The sequence below is a fragment of the Pandoraea anhela genome, from assembly GCF_902459655.1.
GTDB classification, from domain to species: Bacteria; Pseudomonadota; Gammaproteobacteria; order Burkholderiales; family Burkholderiaceae; genus Pandoraea; species Pandoraea anhela.
In genome coordinates, this window is the sequence record NZ_CABPSB010000004.1 from 1 (window position 1) to 19,120 (window position 19,120).

The 19,120-nt window shown below is 62.2% G+C and carries 19 protein-coding genes and 1 tRNA gene; 10 read left to right on the top strand and 10 right to left on the bottom strand.

Annotation, left to right across the window (positions count from 1 at the left end; all coding sequences use genetic code 11):
• Nucleotides 1-98: 98 nt before the first annotated feature.
• Nucleotides 99-680, bottom strand: coding sequence for a hypothetical protein (locus tag PAN31108_RS07330; RefSeq protein WP_150668240.1), 582 nt, complete (start codon nt 678-680; stop codon nt 99-101).
• A gap of 673 nt (nt 681-1,353) precedes the next feature.
• Between PAN31108_RS07330 and PAN31108_RS07335 the strand changes: the two genes are divergently transcribed.
• Nucleotides 1,354-2,238 carry an EamA family transporter gene (locus tag PAN31108_RS07335; protein WP_150668241.1) on the top strand — a complete coding sequence of 295 codons (885 nt, stop codon included), beginning with the start codon at nt 1,354-1,356 and terminating at the stop codon, nt 2,236-2,238.
• Here PAN31108_RS07335 and PAN31108_RS07340 read toward each other — a convergent pair.
• Both PAN31108_RS07340 and PAN31108_RS07345 read right to left on the bottom strand, forming a co-directional pair.
• The gene (locus PAN31108_RS07340; protein ID WP_150668242.1) at nt 2,207-2,671 is read right to left on the bottom strand and encodes a GNAT family N-acetyltransferase; all 465 of its coding nucleotides are present in this window, start codon (nt 2,669-2,671) and stop codon (nt 2,207-2,209) included. The two genes, PAN31108_RS07335 and PAN31108_RS07340, sit on opposite strands and share 32 nt — an antisense overlap.
• Nucleotides 2,672-2,842: 171 nt before the next feature.
• Nucleotides 2,843-2,919 (bottom strand) — tRNA-Met (locus PAN31108_RS07345).
• A gap of 233 nt (nt 2,920-3,152) precedes the next feature.
• Here PAN31108_RS07345 and PAN31108_RS07350 point away from each other — a divergent pair.
• From PAN31108_RS07350 to PAN31108_RS07375, 7 genes are all read left to right on the top strand, one after another.
• The gene (locus tag PAN31108_RS07350) at nt 3,153-3,764 is read left to right on the top strand and encodes an NUDIX hydrolase (RefSeq protein WP_246183848.1); all 612 of its coding nucleotides are present in this window, start codon (nt 3,153-3,155) and stop codon (nt 3,762-3,764) included.
• Nucleotides 3,757-3,888 (top strand): hypothetical protein, encoded by a 132-nt coding sequence (locus tag PAN31108_RS26980; RefSeq protein ID WP_281350044.1) that lies wholly within the window; start codon nt 3,757-3,759, stop codon nt 3,886-3,888. Before PAN31108_RS07350 ends, PAN31108_RS26980 begins: the two co-directional genes overlap by 8 nt.
• Before the next feature lie 7 nt (nt 3,889-3,895).
• Nucleotides 3,896-4,660: a leucyl/phenylalanyl-tRNA--protein transferase gene (gene aat / locus PAN31108_RS07355; RefSeq protein WP_150668244.1), complete on the top strand. Its 765-nt coding sequence runs from the start codon at nt 3,896-3,898 to the stop codon at nt 4,658-4,660.
• A complete protein-coding gene (locus tag PAN31108_RS07360; RefSeq protein WP_150668245.1) occupies nt 4,657-5,433 on the top strand; it encodes an arginyltransferase in 777 nt (258 codons plus the stop codon). The genes aat and PAN31108_RS07360 overlap by 4 nt, the downstream gene beginning before the upstream one ends.
• Nucleotides 5,434-5,618: 185 nt before the next feature.
• Complete coding sequence (locus PAN31108_RS07365) at nt 5,619-6,647, top strand: quinone-dependent dihydroorotate dehydrogenase (protein WP_150668246.1); 1,029 nt, start codon at nt 5,619-5,621, stop codon at nt 6,645-6,647.
• Nucleotides 6,648-6,696: 49 nt separating this feature from the next.
• Nucleotides 6,697-7,494 carry a transporter substrate-binding domain-containing protein gene (locus PAN31108_RS07370; RefSeq protein ID WP_150668247.1) on the top strand — a complete coding sequence of 266 codons (798 nt, stop codon included), beginning with the start codon at nt 6,697-6,699 and terminating at the stop codon, nt 7,492-7,494.
• A 151-nt stretch (nt 7,495-7,645) separates the two neighbouring features.
• Nucleotides 7,646-8,305 (top strand): amino acid ABC transporter permease, encoded by a 660-nt coding sequence (locus PAN31108_RS07375; protein WP_150668248.1) that lies wholly within the window; start codon nt 7,646-7,648, stop codon nt 8,303-8,305.
• A gap of 110 nt (nt 8,306-8,415) precedes the next feature.
• Here PAN31108_RS07375 and PAN31108_RS07380 read toward each other — a convergent pair whose 3' ends face one another.
• The 3 genes from PAN31108_RS07380 to PAN31108_RS26325 all read right to left on the bottom strand — a co-directional run bounded on the left by PAN31108_RS07380 (nt 8,416) and on the right by PAN31108_RS26325 (nt 12,075).
• The gene (locus tag PAN31108_RS07380; RefSeq protein ID WP_150668249.1) at nt 8,416-9,825 is read right to left on the bottom strand and encodes a lactate utilization protein B; all 1,410 of its coding nucleotides are present in this window, start codon (nt 9,823-9,825) and stop codon (nt 8,416-8,418) included.
• Between the two features lie 165 nt (nt 9,826-9,990).
• On the bottom strand, nt 9,991-10,716 hold the full coding sequence (locus tag PAN31108_RS07385) for a (Fe-S)-binding protein (protein ID WP_150668250.1): 726 nt from the start codon (nt 10,714-10,716) through the stop codon (nt 9,991-9,993).
• 90 nt (nt 10,717-10,806) lie between these two features.
• A complete protein-coding gene (locus tag PAN31108_RS26325) occupies nt 10,807-12,075 on the bottom strand; it encodes a hypothetical protein (RefSeq protein ID WP_174994889.1) in 1,269 nt (422 codons plus the stop codon).
• 259 nt (nt 12,076-12,334) lie between these two features.
• Here PAN31108_RS26325 and PAN31108_RS07395 point away from each other — a divergent pair, with 259 nt between their 5' ends.
• The gene (locus tag PAN31108_RS07395; RefSeq protein ID WP_150668251.1) at nt 12,335-13,159 is read left to right on the top strand and encodes an IclR family transcriptional regulator; all 825 of its coding nucleotides are present in this window, start codon (nt 12,335-12,337) and stop codon (nt 13,157-13,159) included.
• A 203-nt stretch (nt 13,160-13,362) separates the two neighbouring features.
• Here the strand turns inward: PAN31108_RS07395 and pbpG are convergent, their stop codons facing one another.
• The 4 genes from pbpG to PAN31108_RS07415 all read right to left on the bottom strand — a co-directional run bounded on the left by pbpG (nt 13,363) and on the right by PAN31108_RS07415 (nt 17,717).
• Nucleotides 13,363-14,628: a D-alanyl-D-alanine endopeptidase gene (gene pbpG / locus PAN31108_RS07400; RefSeq protein WP_150668252.1), complete on the bottom strand. Its 1,266-nt coding sequence runs from the start codon at nt 14,626-14,628 to the stop codon at nt 13,363-13,365.
• Nucleotides 14,629-14,816: 188 nt separating this feature from the next.
• Nucleotides 14,817-15,563, bottom strand: coding sequence for a nitroreductase (locus tag PAN31108_RS07405; RefSeq protein ID WP_150668496.1), 747 nt, complete (start codon nt 15,561-15,563; stop codon nt 14,817-14,819).
• Between the two features lie 181 nt (nt 15,564-15,744).
• Entirely contained in the window at nt 15,745-16,689 is a 945-nt protein-coding gene (locus PAN31108_RS07410) for a DMT family transporter (RefSeq protein WP_246183849.1), read from the bottom strand.
• An 86-nt stretch (nt 16,690-16,775) separates the two neighbouring features.
• Complete coding sequence (locus PAN31108_RS07415) at nt 16,776-17,717, bottom strand: histone deacetylase family protein (RefSeq protein ID WP_150668254.1); 942 nt, start codon at nt 17,715-17,717, stop codon at nt 16,776-16,778.
• 507 nt (nt 17,718-18,224) lie between these two features.
• Here PAN31108_RS07415 and PAN31108_RS07420 point away from each other — a divergent pair.
• Nucleotides 18,225-18,785, top strand: a complete 561-nt coding sequence (locus PAN31108_RS07420) for a phasin family protein (RefSeq protein WP_150576875.1) — start codon at nt 18,225-18,227, stop codon at nt 18,783-18,785.
• Nucleotides 18,786-19,120: the final 335 nt, after the last annotated feature.

Genomic DNA, 19,120 nt, shown 5'->3' on the forward strand with positions numbered 1-19,120 from the left:
GCGCTAAAGATGAAGACCCCGGCCGAGGCATTCGCTTTAGCCGCTTAACCTGTGCAGGTTTTGCTAGGTCAATACACCGTGCTACACCGACGGTCCGTTCATATTGCCCACGGATCGATGCCGTCACTGAGACAGTCCAGCTTCCACTCGTCCAATAGTACTTTCACGTCTTGCTTTTGCTCCTCGGAAAACGCGCCATTGATGCCGAACCACACACGATTCAATATTTCGAGGCCGCCTTGGTCGCCTGATGAAAAGATGGACTTCAGCCCGACAACCCTAAGACTCTGGCGAATGTCATTGATCCTCGGTGCGAAAACAAACTCGTAGATATCATCGCGAAATACTCCGGTGTATTTGCGGAGCGTCTTCGTCAAACATGATTCAAGCGAATCTCCCTGAAAATCGTAGCCTTCCGCCGCCTGGTGCTTGAGTTCATTCGTCCATCGATCAATCAGGGTATTTTTATCCGCCTCCGATAGCACGGACGCCGTGTTTGACTCTTCATAGACAGATCTCGATTGAACGACCGGGGCGTCGCCTTCAAAGCCTTGACTCGACGACACGTTGGCGCCACCTGAAAAATCCCCCGCGACTAGCGGCAATGTAGCCGTCGCGGTGACGTCACCTAATGACACGGGGGCAGCATTCGCTGCAGAACAGGGCGGGATATTTTGCACGGTGACTCTCCATCGGAAGTAGGAGTGCCCAGTCTGTTACTTATGATGTGCAACTACTTTTGAAGAGTTGCACCAATCTTGCGGATTTGCGCGCAACCGGCTTGCGAAGTACATCGACGACCGCCGGGCAGCGGCAGTGAAGGAGTGCCAGCAACTCTGCCATTGAGTCGCCCAGGTCAACCGGAATAGCTTGAAGCTCGACACATAAACTTCGCCCCGAAAGTTGGGTGCAAATCCAACCTTTGGGGCGCTTTGAGGCTGATCAAGGCACGGCAAGCCGCGCCAAGAAGTGCTACATCCGTGCTACACCGACCGCCGCCCTACCCTGAAACGTCCAAACGACGGGCGTCACGCGCCGTTATGCCGTCCAATCCATCATCGGTGCGACGCTGACGCGGCGGCAAGTTCATCCAAATCCTCTGATACGGCAAACGCCGTCTCGTACACCTCGGCTAGCAAGCGTCGGAAAACGGCGTCCCTCAAGTAAGCGAAAGCAAAGTATACGTCATGCCCCCAATAGCAGACGCCGCCGGGTGTGTCGTCATGCGGTGAGCCGAGCGCACGGAAATCCGGCCAGCGGGCCGGATTTTCGCACGACACGTCAACGCGGCAAGAGTACACTTCGCGTTCTGTCGATAACAAATTAACTAATAACGCTCACGGAGACACCGGCATGACACCGAAGGACCTCTTGCTAGCACTGATCGTCGTACTCGCTTGGGGCGTGAACTTCGTCGTCATCAAGGTCGGCCTGCATGGCGTGCCGCCCATGCTGCTAGGTGCCCTCCGATTTTTGCTCGCAGCGTTTCCCGCCATTCTCTTCGTCAAACGTCCGCAAGTCCCGCTACGATGGCTGATCGCCTACGGCACAACGATCTCGTTCGGCCAGTTCGCACTGCTATTCACCGCGATGTATGTCGGCATGCCCGCCGGACTCGCCTCGCTCGTGCTACAAGCGCAAGCCTTTTTCACACTCGGCCTCGCCGCCGTTTGCCTCGGCGAACGCTTCCGAGCGCAAAACATCGTCGGCTTGCTGATCGCCGCGACAGGGCTGGCCGTCATCGGCATGCAAGGCAGCGGCGCCATGACGCTGATCGGCTTCGTGCTGACACTGTGCGCATCGCTCAGCTGGGCAACGGGCAATGTCGTCACGAAGAAAATCGGCAACGTCGATCTGGTCGGTCTCGTCGTCTGGGCCAGCCTGATTCCGCCAATCCCGTTCGCCCTGCTCTCCTACTGGTTCGAAGGACCACAGCAGATCGCGGACTCGCTCACGCATATCTCAGGGCCGTCGATGTTCGCGATCGCTTATCTCGCTTTCATCGCCACACTCGTGGGCTACTCGCTATGGGGCCGCCTGATGACGCGCTACCCCGCCAGTCAGGTCGCCCCTTTCTCATTGCTCGTACCGATCATCGGACTGGCCTCGGCCTCACTGCTCCTCGACGAAACCCTCACGATCGCGCAAATTGCGGGGGCAGCGCTCGTCATGGCCGGACTCGTGGTCAATGTCTTCGGCACGAAGATCAAACAGCGACTGTTGCCGGCGTCGCAGTAGCAAGGCGCATGTGCAGCAGCGGGAACGGTCGCCCCTGGCCGTCGAGCGCCGAACGCCCCGTCACTTCGAACCCCTCGCGCCGGTAGAACGCCAGCGCTTGCGGATTCTGTTCGTTGACGTCCACACGCGTGCAGTCGAGCTCACGCACCGCATAAGCGAGCAGTGCCGCCCCGATGCCCTGTCGACGCGACTCGGGCGCCACGAACAACATCTCCACATTCCCCGACGAGACGCCGAGAAATCCGCGAATGACGCCCGCGTCGTCGCGAAACACGCGCAACGTCACTGCACCAAGGTATTCATTGCGGATGCGCGGACGCAGCCACGCGATGTCGTCCTCGCTCAGGAAGTCATGCGTCGCTCGCACAGAGGCTTCCCAAAGTTCGCTGATACAGTCGAACTCGCTTTCGGTTACGGTGAAAATGCCGGACATAGAGAATAGCCTCGTCGTTTTACTAGACGCCGATCAACATGAGCGCACGGGCGGCACAACGAAACAAGCGAACCCAAAAACGAACAAAACAACGCCACCGCAGCGCGACACGGAACTCAGCGACCAGAACGCAAAAAGCCTGATTTCGTAGGGAAATCAGGCTTTCGAATTTGGTTGCGGGGACAGGATTTGAACCTGTGACCTTCGGGTTATGAGCCCGACGAGCTGCCAGACTGCTCCACCCCGCGTCTGAAGAATTAGATTATATGACAATTGCCATCGCAGTGCAACATGACTCGCTGAATATTTTTCCAATGACCGCTTATGAGACGCACGCCGAGACGCACGCCCATCGCCGGGCAGCCGCCATCCGACAGCGCGCGTCCCGATACCACGGGTTATCCCGGCACGCCGTGTGCATCGCCGCACAGCGCGCGTTGCCGGTGATACACTCGCAGCAACCATGAACCGACGTCCTCCCATCCAATTCTGTTCCGCTTGCGGCCATTCGGTCGAGTTGCGCATTCCGCCCGGCGACAACCGTGAGCGGCATGTCTGCACGCATTGCGGCACCATCCACTATCAGAACCCGCGCAACGTGCTCGGCACGGTGCCTGTGTGGGGCGATCAGGTGCTGTTGTGCAAGCGCGCCATCGAGCCGCGATTGGGCTACTGGACACTTCCCGCCGGATTTATGGAAATCGGGGAGACGACATCGCAGGCAGCGGCGCGCGAGACACTGGAAGAGGCCGGCGCAGTCGTCGAAGTGGGTGCCCTGTTCTCCGTACTCAACGTGCCGCACGTCAATCAGGTGCACATCTTCTATCTGGCGCAGATGCGCGAGCCGCAGTTCGCCGCCGGCGAAGAAAGCCTCGAAGTCGCCCTTTTCTCCGAAGACGAAATTCCGTGGGACGACATTGCGTTCCCCACTGTCGCGAAGACCCTGCGCTTCTTCTTCGAAGATCGTCGCGCAGGTGCATTCGGCGTACACCAAGAAGCCTCGCCCGAGGTGATGCCAGGCACTCCGGTCCCGACATTGCCCGTGCATACGGCGCACACCGAGGACATCCTCACGCCGATGCTGCGTGTCTGAGCGCAACGGTATTCGTCGCGTGCACCTCATGGACTTCACGGACTTCACGGACTTCATGGCCTTCATAGACTTCGCAGGCTTCATCGGTCTGGCCGCGAAGTCGACGCCAATCCCGCCACGCTAACGTCGTCATGGTCGTCTGGCTCGAAGCAAACGATCCCTTCCCTTGCGTCGACGAAGCGCTCGACGCGTCTAGCGACGCACCGGGATTGCTGGCCGCCGGACTCGATCTCTCGCCTCAGCGCCTGCTCGCCGCCTACCGGCAGGGCATCTTCCCCTGGTACTCGCAAGGCCAGCCGGTGCTGTGGTGGAGCCCCGATCCCCGCATGGTGCTGCGGCCCGAGAACTTCGTGGTCAGCCACAACTTCCGCAAACTGCTGCGCCGCGTGCTGCGAGAGGACGCCTGGGAAATCCGTCTGGACGCCGACTTCCCGGCCGTCATGCAAGCCTGCGCTCAGGCGCCGCGCCGGGGTCAGGACGGCACGTGGATCACGCCCGCCATCGTTGCCGCTTACCGCGCGCTGCACGACGCCGGGCTCGCGCACAGCGTGGAAACCTTTTACGAAGGTGAGCGTGTCGGCGGCCTTTACGGGGTGGCGCTCGGACGCATGTTCTACGGCGAATCGATGTTCGCCAAACGCACCGACGCGTCGAAAATCGCGCTCGCCGCGCTCGTTTCGTTTGCACGCAAACACGCAATAGAGGTGATAGACTGCCAGCAAAGTACCGCCCACCTGGCGTCGCTCGGCGGAGGCGAAATTCCCCGCCAGACGTTTATGGCCCATGTGGAGAAGGCGGTCATGGCCCCCGCGCCGGTCTGGCGTCTGGACAAGCAGATGCTCAGCGCACTGGCCTACGGTAACGCAGCAGACAAGGCTCACGAGGTTTCGCAGTGACCCATCCGAACGAACTGCCGCTCTCTCCGCTGTCCGCCCTTCAGTTTTACGCAACGGCGCCCTATCCCTGTAGCTACCTCGACAACCACACGGCACGCTCGCAGGTCGCCACCCCCAGCCATCTGATCAATTCGGACGTCTACAGCGAACTCGTACGTGCAGGCTTTCGCCGCAGCGGCGTGTTCACCTATCGCCCGTATTGCGACGGCTGCCGCGCGTGCGTGCCGGTGCGCGTGCCGATTGCGCGCTTTGTCCCGAACCGTACGCAACGGCGTATCTGGAAACGTCATGCAGCACTCGCCGTCAACGTCTCCGGGCTTCACTACACCGAGGAGCACTACCAGCTTTACATGCGCTACCAGTCTCGCCGCCACGCCGGTGGCGGCATGGATCACGACAGCCGCGAGCAGTACGAGCAGTTCCTGCTGCAAAGCCGCGTGAACTCCCGCCTGGTGGAGTTTCGCGAACCCCCAGGCCATCAGGGGGCCGGCACGCTGCGCATGATCAGCATGGTCGACATCCTCAGCGACGGACTCTCGTCGGTCTACACGTTCTTCGACCCGGACGTCGAGGGTGCGTCGTACGGTACCTACAATATCCTTTGGCAAATCGAGCAGGCTCGCGCGCTGGGCTTGCCCAACGTCTACCTCGGCTACTGGATTCAGCAGAGCCGGAAGATGGTCTATAAAGCCAATTTCCGCCCGCTCCAGGGCCTGATCGACGGCCAATGGCAGGACATGCCCGAGGCCATGCTCGACGCCGCCGGTCAATAGGCGCCAGCCTCGGTACGTGCCCGCACCGCCGACACATTGTGCCCCCGCGGTGGGCAGTGCGCACGGCGCTCATTTCCACGTCGACTGCACGCAAACCGAGAGTACGCAGAGCGTAGAAAAAGACACGCTCCCAGCACGCGATACCGGTAAAATGGCGACTTTCCGATTCCGCCGAACCCGACATCGTGCTTGCGCCCCTCTATCCTCTGGCCCGTCGCGCCCTGTTCTGTCTTGACGCCGAACAAGCCCACCACCTGACGCTGGCCACCCTGCGCGGTGCCGCCTCGCTCGGCCTCGCGAGCCTCGTCGGTCAGACACTGCCGGAAGATCCGCGCACCGTCATGGGCATCCGCTTCCCGAATCCGGTCGGCCTCGCCGCAGGTCTCGACAAGGACGGCAGTTGCATCGACGGTCTCGCCGCCCTCGGCTTCGGTTTCGTCGAAGTCGGCACGGTCACGCCGCGCCCGCAGCCCGGCAATCCCAAGCCGCGCATTTTCCGGCTGCCGCAGGCCGAAGCGATCATCAACCGCATGGGCTTCAACAACGGCGGCGTCGAACAATTCCTCCAGAACGTACAGTCCGCCCGCTATCAGGGGCCGCTCGGGCTGAACATCGGCAAGAATGCCGACACGCCGATCGAGCGCGCCGTCGACGACTACCTCATCTGCCTTGAGAAGGTCTACCCGTACGCGACCTATGTCACGGTCAATATCTCGTCGCCGAACACCAAGAACCTGCGTCAGTTGCAAGGGGGCGACGAACTCGATGCCCTGCTGGGCAAGCTCAAGGACAAGCAACGTGCGCTGTCCGATCGTCACGGCAAGTACGTGCCGATCGCCCTGAAAATCGCCCCGGATCTCGACGACGAACAGATCAAGGTGATCGCTGGCACGCTCACGCGCCACGGCTTCGATGGCGTGATCGCGACGAATACCACGCTCTCGCGCGAAGCCGTCGCCGGCCTGCCAAACGCCAACGAAACCGGCGGCCTGTCGGGACGTCCGGTATTCGACGCGTCCAATCGCGTGATTCGGGCGCTGGCGACCGAACTCGGCGGCGCGCTGCCGATCATCGGCGTGGGCGGCATTCTGTCGGGGGCCGACGCCCGGGCGAAGCTCGATGCAGGCGCCAGTCTGGTCCAGGTGTACAGCGGCCTGATTTACCGCGGCCCCGAGCTGGTGCGAGAATGCGTGCAAGCGCTGCGTACGGTCTGACAGGTCGAACGTCGGCGTCCCATCATCTGCCAAAGGAAAACCAAACACTATGAAATCCTGGCTCAAGACGCTTTGCCTCGTTCCGCTCGCCGCCGCCGCACTGATCGGCACCTCCCCGGCCCGCGCCGCCGACCTTCTCGACACCGTGAAGTCGGCCGGCGTGCTGAAGATCGGCATCGAAGGCACCTACCCGCCGTTCAACTACCGCGACAAGAGCGGTCAGCTCGACGGTTTCGACGTGGATGTGGCCAAGGCGGTGGCGCAACGCCTCGGCGTCAAACCCCAGTTCGTCACGACGGAATGGAGCGGCATCATCGGCGGCCTCCAGGCAGGCAAGTTCGACGTCATCGTCAATCAGGTCGCCATCACCGACGAGCGCAAGGCATCGCTCGATTTCAGCGCGCCTTACACGTATTCGGCGGCACAGCTGATTCGCCGTAAGGACGACAAGCGTCCGTTCGCGACGCTCGACGCCCTCAAGGGGCACAAGCTCGGCGTGAGCCTCGGCAGCAACTACGACAAGATGGCCAAGGCCGTGCCGGGCATCGAAGTGCGCACCTACCCGGGCGCTCCCGAGTATCTCGCCGACCTCGCCGCCGGCCGTGTCGACGCCGCCCTCAACGATCAACTGATGATGGCCTACCTGCTCGAGAACGCAAAGTTGCCGCTCGAAGCCGGCGCGGTGCTGCCCGGTACGAATCAGGCCGTCGGCATCCCCTTCCGCAAGGGCAACCCGAAGTTCGCCAAAGCCATCGATGACGCCATCACCGGCATGAAGCAAGACGGCTCGCTCGCCAAGCTCGCGCAAAAGTGGTTCGGCAAGGATACGTCCAAGCCGGCGCAGTAAAACGCAAGCCGCGCAGCGATAGCCTTCAGCGGTCCGACTCGCCCGACGTCACACCGGACTCCGAAGGCAGCGCCACGGCCGGCATCACGCCCACCATGCGGATGCCGGCCGTCGTCTTTGCGCTCAACGACTCATCATCAGACATCCCCCCATGAATCCATTCGAACTCGCTGCCCAATCCCTGCCTGTGCTGTTACAGGGCACCGTGCTCACAATCAAGTTTGCCTTGATGTCGATGGTGTTCGGCCTGGCGATCGGCATTATTGTGGCGGTCATGGGCATCGGCAAAATCCGCGCGTTTCGCGGCATTGCGCGCGCGTACGTCAGCATCATGCGCGGCACACCGCTGCTGGTGCAGATCTTCGTGGTCTATTACGGCCTGCCCGGCATCGGCATCTCGCTAGAACCGACGCCTGCGGGCGTGCTCACGCTCAGCCTGAATGTGGGCGCGTATTTGTCGGAGAGCATGCGCGGTGCGCTCGACGGCATGCCGCGCGGACAATGGCTCGCGTCGTACAGCCTCGGCCTGTCGTACTGGCAGACGCTGCGCTACATCATCGCGCCGCAGGCGCTCCGTATCGCGGTGCCGAGCCTCGGCAACAGCCTCATCAGCCTGATCAAGGACACGTCGCTCGTCTCCGTCATTACTGTGACCGAATTGCTGCGCTCGGCTCAGGAGGTGATCGCGTCGACGTATCAGCCGCTACCGCTCTATCTCGCCTGTGCCGCGATCTACTGGGTGCTGTCGACGGGATTGTCGGCACTGCAACGTCGCATCGAAAAGCGCCTGGCGCTGCCCTCCCGCACCTGACATTCGCCGGATCGGTCGACGTAAAAAAAGCTGGCGCTCCCTTCGGAGGCCAGCTTTTTTTCGACATCGGCGCTCTCGCCGCGCCGCCGCCGCGTCGCCGCCGCGCTGTCTCAGCGCGGTGCGCGACGCTCACGGTACATTGCGCGGAAGGTCTTGCCGCTCGGCGCCGGCATCTCGCGCGTGTCGGTCCAGCCACCGGCGAACGGCAACCTGGTGATGCTGCCACGATCGCGCCCCATGCGCTTCAATGCCCAGGAGCCGAGACTGGAGAGCGTTGCGTACAGACGCGGACGCCGCGCCGCGAATGCCCACGCCGCCAGCGCCGCACGCTCCCGCCACGGCCGCAGACCGCGATCGACCTGACGCTCGCGCAGCTTGCGCAACAAATCGGAAATCGGAATGCCTACCGGGCACACGCGATTGCACTCGCCGCAAAGCGTGGCCGCCTGCGGCAGATCGAGCGTCTTCTCCAGACCGACATAGCTCGGCGTCAGCACGGACCCCATCGGCCCCGGGTACACCCAGCCGTACGCGTGGCCGCCGATCTTCTGATACACCGGGCAGTGATTCATGCACGCACCGCAACGGATACAGCGCAGCATCTCCTGAAACGCCCCGCCGATCAGCCCCGAACGCCCCCCGTCGACGAGCACGAAATACATGTGATCGGGGCCGTCGACCTCCCCTTGCGCGCGCGTGCCGGTGAGCAGCGAAAAGTAGTTCGACGTGCCCTGCCCGGTGGCCGAGCGTGGCAGCAGTCGCATGGCGGTGGCCAGGTCTTCTAGCGTGGGCAATACCTTTTCGATGCCCGTGACCGCAACGTGCACGCGCGGCATGATCGTGCACATGCCTTCGTTGCCTTCGTTGGTCACAACCGCCACGGAGCCGGTCTCGGCAACGAGGAAGTTCCCCCCCGTCACGCCCATGTCCGCCGATAGAAACTGCGGACGCAGCATCTCGCGCGCCTCGCGCGTCATCAACGGAATTTCCGTCAGACGCGGCTTCTGGTGTACACGCGCGAACAGATCGGCGACTTCGTCCTTGTCCTTGTGCACGACCGGCGCAATGATGTGCGACGGCGGTTCGTTGTCGTTGATCTGGAGGATGTACTCGCCGAGGTCCGTCTCCACGGACTGCACGCCCATGTCGGCAAGCACCTTGTTGAGTTGCAGTTCCTCAGTGACCATCGACTTCGATTTGATCACTTTTTTGACATCGTGCTTTCGGGCGATTTCGGCAATCAGGCGTGCAGCATCCTGCGTCGACTCCGCGAACAGAACGGTCGCGCCACGACGCGTGGCCTCACGCTCGAAGATGCCAAGCCAGACGTCGAGGTTCTCGATGCCGCGATTGCGACGCTCCTTGAGCGCCTCACGCGTGGCTTCGAAGTCGATCTCCTCGATAGCCGCGGCACGCGCCGTCACGAACTTGGTCGAGAGCTTCTTGAGGTTGGCTTGCAGACGCTGATCCGCGAGCTTTTGCCCGGCGCGCGCCTTGAACTGCATCGATTGAACTTGCATCGCGACTCACGAAAAGAGAAGACCGGGCAGGCACGCGACGTCGGTCGCGCTCACGCCCCCGGAGATCGGGAGGATCGGGAAAATGACGGCGTGCTCAGGCATTGCGTTGTGCATCCTCATGCGTCGTACCGAGCGCTCTTTACAGGCATACGGCATTTACACCGCTCAAGCATCGCCCGCGAGCACCTGAGCGATGTGCAACACGCGCGTTTTCGTGTCGCCAGTGCGGCGCAGACGCCCCTCGATGTTAAGCATGCAGCCCAGGTCCCCCAGCACCACGGCCGGTGCACCGCTTGCCGCGATGTTGGCGCACTTCTCGTCCACGATGGCCGTCGAGATGTCGCCGTACTTGAGCGCGAACGTGCCGCCGAAACCACAGCACGCCTGGCAGTCCTTCATCTCGGTCATCTTTACGCCCGGCATCTTCGCGAGCAGCGCACGGGGTTGCGTCTTCACGCCGAGCTCTCGCAGACCGGAGCAGGAGTCGTGATACGTCACCTCACCGTTGTAGTCGCCCGGCACCGTATCGATGTGCAGCACGTTGACGAGGAAATCCGTCAGTTCGTACACACGCGGACGCAGACGCTCGTAACGCCCCATGAGTTCGGGGTCGTCCGCAAAGAGATCGCCGTAGTGCGCCTTGACCATGCCGCCGCACGATCCCGAGGGCACGACCACGTAGTCGAACGAGTCGAATTCGTCGAGGAATTTCTGGGCGAGATCGCGGGCGATGGCCCGCTCACCGGAGTTGTAGCCCGGCTGGCCGCAGCAAGTCTGGGAATCCGGGATCACGACTTCGCAGCCGGCTGTCTCGAGCAGCTTGAGCGTGGAGAAGCCGATCTCCGGGCGCATCATGTCGATCAGACATGTGACAAACAGTCCGACGCGCATTGGGGGAATCCTCTTTTCGGGAATAATGCGCCATTATAAATCGCTGGACCGTACCGGCCCAGCGTGGATTCCCGCATATCGCGTGAGCGCTTACGCCATATGCGGCGCATTCTTGCTGTAGTAGCCCCACGAGTTCGCGCGTATGGGCGGCGCCCGGTCGGGCGAGCGGGCCGCAGTCTCGGGCGCCTTCGCCACATTCGTCACATTCGTCGCCTGCTGGCCGCACGAGTGCGCGCGCTGCGCCTCTGCAACGGCCCTCAAGTCGGCGCGCATCGAATCCATCCGGTCATTGAGCCCGTCGCGCATGCCGTCCAGCTTGTTGGAGACATCCCCGATCCTGCGGTCCATCCCGTCCATTCGCTGATCCATGCCCGCCATCCTCTGCTCCAGACCTCGCAAATCCTGCGACATCTGTTGTTGCCCGTCCACGAGATCCCCCAGGCGATTCCACACCAGGTCGTCCAGACGTTGCGAGGTTTTCGCCTGAATACCCTCGAGATACGTTCTCATTTCCGTCTCCTCATTTCTTAAAAGTTGCTTTGTCGACTCCAACAGGCTTTCCGTCGCCTTCCAGCCGCGCTCGCGATCAAATCCGCGAATGCTGCCCAAACTCACGATGCGGATGAGCATCGTCACTGCAAATCCGATCACGGCAATCACCAGGCCTACCTTCGCAAGCGCCAATGCCGCAACTGTCGCCGCCGCCAGATACAATCCGCCCGAGAGCGAAAAACGCTTGCCGTAGTGCTTCTTGTCGGGCCAGACCTGTTTGGATGCCAGCACCAATGCCCGGCGCGCATCGGCAAGACAGCGGCTCGTGTGGGCAATCGCGGCAGCGCAATCCGCCTTGACGGCAGCGTAGGCCGCTCGCTCGTCCGAAGCGTCGGCAAAAACCTTGCCCTCCAGCATCGCGGCGCGATCGCGTAGTCGTGTGCAGTGCGCAATGGCCTCCTGCTCCCTGATCAGAACCTCCTCCAGGCGCACGAGAATTTCCCGAAAGCGTTTTGCGGATGGCGTCAGGTTCTCCGGATTTCGCACGGCCAATTGATCCCGAACGCGCGAATACACCCCGTGCTGCCCGATCGACGACCGGTAACGCCAGCACCCGTCCCACAACCCGCCCTTCCAATAGCCGGACGTCGCTTTCCTGAACGACTTTTCGAAAGACGCTTCCAACTCCCCAATGTCGTGGGTGCTCATCCCGAGACGAGACCTCGCATTGGTAATGCTGGCGAACCGCGCGGCAATCTCGGCCCGCTTCTCGGCAATGGACGGCCCCATGCCAGCGCCATCGCATTGCACCCGCTTTTGCCCCACAGGCCACTTCGCGACCGCCGGTGCGTACACGTACCCGAACATGCGCAACACCTCCGTTGAGACGCGTCGGCCACTCGCGTGGTAACGCGGGGCCAGACGTCGTTGATGAAGTACGCGCTGATGCTAACGGCCGACGATTCGGGCCACTTTCGGTTTCGACACGCAGACACTGCAACTTCGACGCATACCCTGTGGAAGTCACATCGCGCCTCGCGTTTTCGCAGAAGTCCTCTACGCGAAAGGTGCGAATTTTTCACAATATGATATAGAATCGACGCTATACGAAACTCGGCCCTACCTCATGAAAGACGACACCAGCCAAGGCGCGGAGTCGCGCACGTCCATTCAGGTAATCGAGCGCATGATGCGTCTGCTCGATGCACTTGCCGGTCATGCCGATCCCGTCAGCCTCAAGGAACTGGCGCAAGCCACCGAACTTCACCCATCGACGGCGCACCGCATCCTCAATGACATGGTGGCGTGCCGCTTTGTCGATCGCTGCGACCCGGGCACGTACCGTCTCGGCATGCGTCTGCTCGAACTCGGCAACCTGGTCAAAGCTCGCCTGTCGGTGCGCGACGCCGCGCTTACGCCAATGCGTGGCCTGCACCGCATTACCGGGCAAACGGTCAATCTGTCGGTGCGTCAGGGCGACGAAATCGTCTACATCGAGCGCGCCTACAGCGAGCGCTCGGGCATGCAGGTCGTGCGCGCCATCGGCGGTCACGCACCGCTGCATCTGACGTCGGTCGGCAAGCTCTTCCTCGCGGCCGACGAAGCCTCGCGCGTGCGCGCTTATGCCACGCGCACCGGGCTCTCGGGCCACACGCGCAACAGCATTACCGACCTTCAAAAACTCGAACGCGAGCTGACGCACGTTCGCAAGTCGGGTTACGCCCGCGACAACGAAGAGCTTGAGTTAGGGGTGCGATGCATTGCCGCGGGGATCTATGACGACAGTGGCAAGCTGGTGGCGGGATTGTCGCTCTCCGCACCGGCCGATCGCCTGCAAGACGCGTGGCTCGCCAATCTGAACGAAACAGCGCTGCAAATCTCGTCGTCGCTCGGCTTTCATGCACCCAATCCGGACGCGAACGGCCTGACGCAAATTGCGACGGCGGACTAAGGACTAGGGCCGACGGTGCAGCCTCGCCGCTGTCCGCTAGCCCCGGGGCAGCGTGGTAGCGCATCATCGCCGGCGTTCGCCAGCAGATTCGCAGGCAGCGAATACCGAACGAATTCACGTCGTGCAACGCACAACGCAAAAGGCGCTCCCGAGGGAGCGCCTTGCTTTTGTCACCCAGGGCGCGGACGCGCCGACAGACAACCTTACAGCGCGTGACCGTTGTTGGTCGCCACTTGCGCCGTCGGCGAGGTGCCCGCCGTGCGCTGCGCGGTACCGCCACCGCCTTCCATCAGCCACTTGCGAACACGCGTGGCGTCGGCAAAGCGCGAGTACTTGCCGGTCGAATCCAGCAGAATCATGATCACCGGACGGCCATCGACATTGGCTTGCATGACGAGGCACTGTCCCGCTTCGTTGATGTAGCCCGTCTTCTGCAATCCGATTTCCCAACCCGAATGACCGATCAGATGGTTCGTGCTGACATAGTGCAGTTCACGACGACCGGTATTGACGTCGTAATTGCTGTCCGTGGAGAAACGACGAATCATCGGGTACTGATAAGCCGCCTTGACCATCTTTACGAGGTCGCGCGCGCTCGATACGTTCTGGCTCGACAGCCCCGTCGGATCGTTGAAATGCGTGTCGTTCATGCCCAGTTGCTTCGCCTTGGCGTTCATCGCGGCGAGGAACGCCGGACGCCCCCCCGGGAAGTAACGCGAGAGCGCCGCGGCAGCGCGGTTCTCCGACGACATCAACGCAATATGCAGCATGTCTTCACGCGACAGGCGCGAGCCCACCGACAAGCGCGAACCCGTGCCCTTCTCGTAGTCGCGATCCTCATCGGTCACTTCCATGACATCGGTCATCGGAACGCCTGCGTCGAGCGACACCATGGCCGTCATCAGCTTCGAGATCGACGCGATCGGCAGCACCGCTTGCGAGTTCTTGTCGAACAGCGATTCGCCCGTGCGCTCGTCCACGACGTACGCTACGGAAGAACGCAGCGCGAGGGCGTCCGGCGTTTCATGCAGACCGAAGGCTCGCCCCGTCGACAGACGCTCGGGCGCTTGCGGTGCAAAGTTGACGGTGCGATACGACGTTACGACACGGCGCTTGCCATTCTTGTAGACGACGCGTTTGACGGCGACCTTCTTCGCTGCGGGTCCGTCGTCTTCGACGGCGGCGAGCTTACGTGCTTTGCTGCCGACCTTGGCGCTCTTGACTTCACGAGCGGCAGGCGTGGCGGCGGCACGTTTGGCACCGGATTTGGAAGTGGCGACGGCTTTCGTCGCGTTCGGATTCGCGCACGCGCGCTTCTGGGCGGCAGTCTTGGCCGACTTCGAGCAATCGCTCGTCTTACCGGCGGCGTGAACGACTGCCGGCGCACCGGCGGCGAGCGAGATCGCCACGACGGCGGCACCCCAGAGACGGGAGCGGCACAGACGCGCAAGGGTGGTGATCGCGTACATAGATTGGGAGTAGCGTGAGGTTGGCGGGCAACGAGTTTGGGAGAAGTTTAGTAACTTCCGAAAAAATAAGCAATATGAACGACTTAGCTGAAATACTTAAACCGGCGTCTGGCAGTTTTGTGCAGCGCAACGCGTCAAATTACACGCTTGCCAAATATTGCCAAATTACGCCAAACCCCTGATATTCGTTAGTCCAAAAAGTGCGCCCATTCCTGAAGCGGCGCACGCTCGGTGACGAGACCGTTTTCCACCGCGTTCGGGTCGGCATAGCCCATCGCCATGCCGCATACCACCATCCGGGACGGCGGCAGATGCAGCTCGGCCGCAATGACCTGATGGAACGTGGCAAACGCCGCTTGCGCACAGGTATCCAGCCCACGCGCCCGCGCCGCGATCATCACGCTTTGCAGGAACATGCCGTAGTCCAGCCAACTGCCTTGCTCCAGATGGCGATCGATCGTGAAAATCAATCCGACCGGCGCATCGAAGAACGTGAAATTGCGCGCATGCTGACCGTGCATACGCGCTTTGTCCGCCCGACCGATGCCCAGCAGACCGTAAAGATCCCACCCCACCTTGCGGCGCCGTGCCTGATACGGCTCGGTCCATTCGCGCGGGTAGTACGCGTATTCCTCCTGATGCATCAATCGCTGTGCCGGATCGTTGAACGCGTCCAGCAGCCGCGACGTCAAGCGCGTCAACGTCTCGCCCGTCAGCACGTAGGTCTGCCATGGCTGGATGTTGCTGCCAGACGGCGCACGTGACGCGACCGACAAGATGTCAGCCACCGTCGTCGTCGGTACCGGCGTCGGCAGATAGGCACGAATCGAACGCCGGCTGCGAATCGCCTCGTCGACATGTTCCACGCGCAACCCCGCGTTATCGTTGACAGGCGCCGGATGCGTACTTTCCCCAGCCCCCGGCTGCGCCTGCATCGGTGCGCCCGACCGGCTCAGCGTGTCGGACGGGTTCGAGGCGTTGGCGGCAGTCGCAAATCCCGAAGGCTGCGTAGCCCCCGCACGCGAATGTGGGTGTTTCATGAGAGTTCGCTCACGAGTCACTGTGAATGAAAGAGAACGCGCCGCTCAGGAGACCGAGGACATCGAGGACATCGGCCTAGGAAGTCAGGGACGCTCCAGACGTCGCCGCGCGCCGCTCGATCACGAGCGCAACGCCAAGCGCGGCCACGACCATGCCCGCAGCGCTCAACGGCGATAGCGTCTCGCCGAACAAAAGCCAGGCCATGACGGCGGTGGTCGGCGGCGTCAGGTACATCAGACTGGAAACCTTGGTGGCGGCGCCGCGACGGATCAGCAGGAACAGCAACGAAATCGCACCGATCGACAGCGCGAGCACCGACCACGCCAGCGCGCCGATCATCTCGGCGTTCCAGCGCACCTGCATCGTCTCCAGCGCCCATGCAGCGGGCAGCGTCACCACGAACGCCGCGCCGAATTGCACCACCGTACCGACGCGCAAATCGAAGTGCGCGCAAAAGCGTTTCTGATAAAGCGTGCCCGCCGTAATCGCCACCAGACTCAGAACACACAGCGCGACAACCCCTATCCCGACGCCGCGCACCCCAACCTTGTTGGCCACCACCAACCCGACACCCATAAAGCCGCACAGCAACCCAAGCCACTGGCGTCGCGACACCGGCTCACCGACCGCGCGTGCAAAAAGCGCCGTCAGAAGCGGTTGAATGCCGACGATCAGCGCCGCCAGTCCCGCAGGCGCCCCTTGCTTGATCGCCGCCCACACGCCGCCGAGATATACCGCCTGGATCAGAACGCCCGAGACCGCCAGATGCGCCATCAACGGCCAGTCGGTACGTTCCTGATCGCTGGTCGGCGAAGCCCCCGGCGCTGCCATGCCGGGCGTGCCTGTGGCGGTGGTAACGCGCACTGGCCACGGCGTGCGCGTGAGCCACGCGATCGGCAACATCACCACCAGCGTGCAGCCGAAACGCCATGCGAGGAAGGTAAGCGGTTCGGCATTCGGCATGCCGTACTTGGCCACGATGAACCCCGTACTCCAGATCAGCACGAACCACCACGGCATGGTCGCCGCCCAGATGGCCGCCCCACCGCCGGGCGGCACTTGTGCGACAGCACGCGACGGATGTTGCCGGCTCACTCGACGCTCGCTCATGCGTGCACACCGCCCGCCAGCGCGCGATACTCGCGGCGACCGTTCCAATCGAACTGACTCGCAAGTCGGATTGTCGCGAAGTGCGCCGCCACCGTCTGGTCGATGTCGCGGCCATAGCCGCCCGCCATCGCAATGGCAACGGGCAATCCCCGCTCGGCGCAGGCCGTCAGCACCCGATGGTCCCGGGCGAGCAAACCGTCGTGGGTGAGCGAAAGCCGTCCGAGCCGGTCGTTTTCGAGCGGATCGGCGCCGGCAAGGTAGATGGCGAGTGTCGGGGTGAATTGCGCGAACAGATCGGTAAGCGCATGCCCGAGCGCCACGAGGTATTCGTCATCGCCGCACCCATCCGGCAAGGCCACATCGAGGTCACCAGTGGCTTTATGGAAGGGGTAGTTGTGTTCGCCGTGCAACGACAACGTGAAGACGCTCGGGTCGTGCTCGAAGATGGCGGCGGTGCCGTTGCCCTGATGCACATCGAGATCGATGATGGCCACGCGCGTGCCCGGCCCGAGTTCGGCTTGCATGGCGCGGGCCGCCACGGCGGCGTCGTTGAAAACGCAAAATCCCTCGCCTCGGTCCGCGTAAGCGTGATGCGTCCCCCCCGCGAGATTGGCCGCCACCCCATCGGTCAGTGCCGCGCGGCATGCCGCGACCGTTGCCCCGGCAGAGCGACGCGAGCGCTCGACCATCTGCGGCGACCACGGGAATCCGATGCTACGTTGCTCTTTCGGATTCAGCTCGCCCGCCCCCACGCGCGCAACGTACTCGGGCGAATGCACGCGACCGAGCATCACATCATCGGCGGGCAACGCTTCCGCCAGGTCGACATGTGGCAACTCGCGTGCGACCCGCTCGCGCAAACGCGCGTACTTCTCCATGGGGAACCGATGTCCGGGTGGCAACGGCAAGACGAAATGATCGCTGTAAAACGCTTGCATCGATGCGGGTGGCCGACGGTAACGGCGCGCAAAAAAGCGTTGAATGACAGTGGCACCGGCGAACGGCAGACGCGAGGCCATCCTCTAAACGAGAGTCAGCCTGCGGCGCTTGACCGTCCTGCCAGTGCCGAAACTGATCGATAGTACCATCGCCGGGCAACGGTCGCGGAAGCGCCAAAATGGTGCGGATGGACAGGGCCAATACGGTGCAAAGCCGCATCCTTCAAGGATTCGCCACGCATGCGTCATTCGCCGCAACGCGGTGTCACTCGACAGTTGCCAGCCCCCAAGCTTATGATTTTTGTAGATTTTGTCGAATTTGTGCGCCGCACAAAAAACCCTTGACAGCCACGAAAATATCTCTACACTTGCAATTGTGCGATGCACAAAAGAGATCGCATCGAATTTGAGAAGGCCCCAACCGTGGTTTCACCGCCATAAGGTGAGAACCAACTAGCGAACACGGAGTGGGTCCATATGTTGTGTTTGACACCATAGGAGAACGCCATGTCGTTTCTGACCCCCGAGCAACTCGCTGCTGCCCACAAAGCCAATCTGGAAACCCTGTTCGGCCTGACCAACAAGGCCTTCGAAGGCGTTGAAAAACTGGTCGAACTGAACCTGCAAGCCGTCAAGGCATCGCTGGCCGAGTCCGCATCGACCGCACAGAAGGCTTTCGCAGTGAAGGACGCGCAGGAGCTGCTCGCCCTGCAAGCCAACCTCGTGCAGCCGGCCGCCGAAAAGGCCCTCGCTTACGGCCGTCACCTGTATGAAATCGCTTCGTCGACGCAAGCCGAAGTGACCAAGGTAGCCGAAGCGCAACTGGCTGAAGGCTCGCAGAACGTGCAAGCACTGTTCGACAACCTGGCCAAGAACGCTCCGGCCGGTTCGGAGTCGGCAGTGGCACTGGCCAAGTCGGCCCTGTCCGCCGCCAACAGCGCGTTTGACAGTGTGCAGAAGGCCACCAAGCAAGCTGTGGAAATCGCCGAAACGAACTTTGCTGCGGCGACCAACGTCGCCTCGAAGGCTGCGGCTCAGGCATCGCGCGCCGCCACCGCCAAGAAGTAATCGATAGCGCCCCTGCACTGACGAGGGACGTTTTCGGCTGGTCGCATTGCTGTCGCCGCACCCTGAGCAGTCGTCACACCCAGTTGTCTCCTCGGTACCGCAGGTACCTTTCGGACCCGGCCTCGCGCCGGGTTTTCTTTTTTTGGGCGCTATTCGACCGTCATGTCGCGGAAGGATACCGAATGACGCCAAGACACGCTGAATCACGCTGAATCACTCGGGACGGCATGGGATAGCGCGAAATGGCACAACTCGCGACCGCCGCCACAAAATCCCGAGTCCGGGCGCATTGTGTCGGGTGTCCGGTGGGCGCCTCGTTCGGTTCGTCACATCCA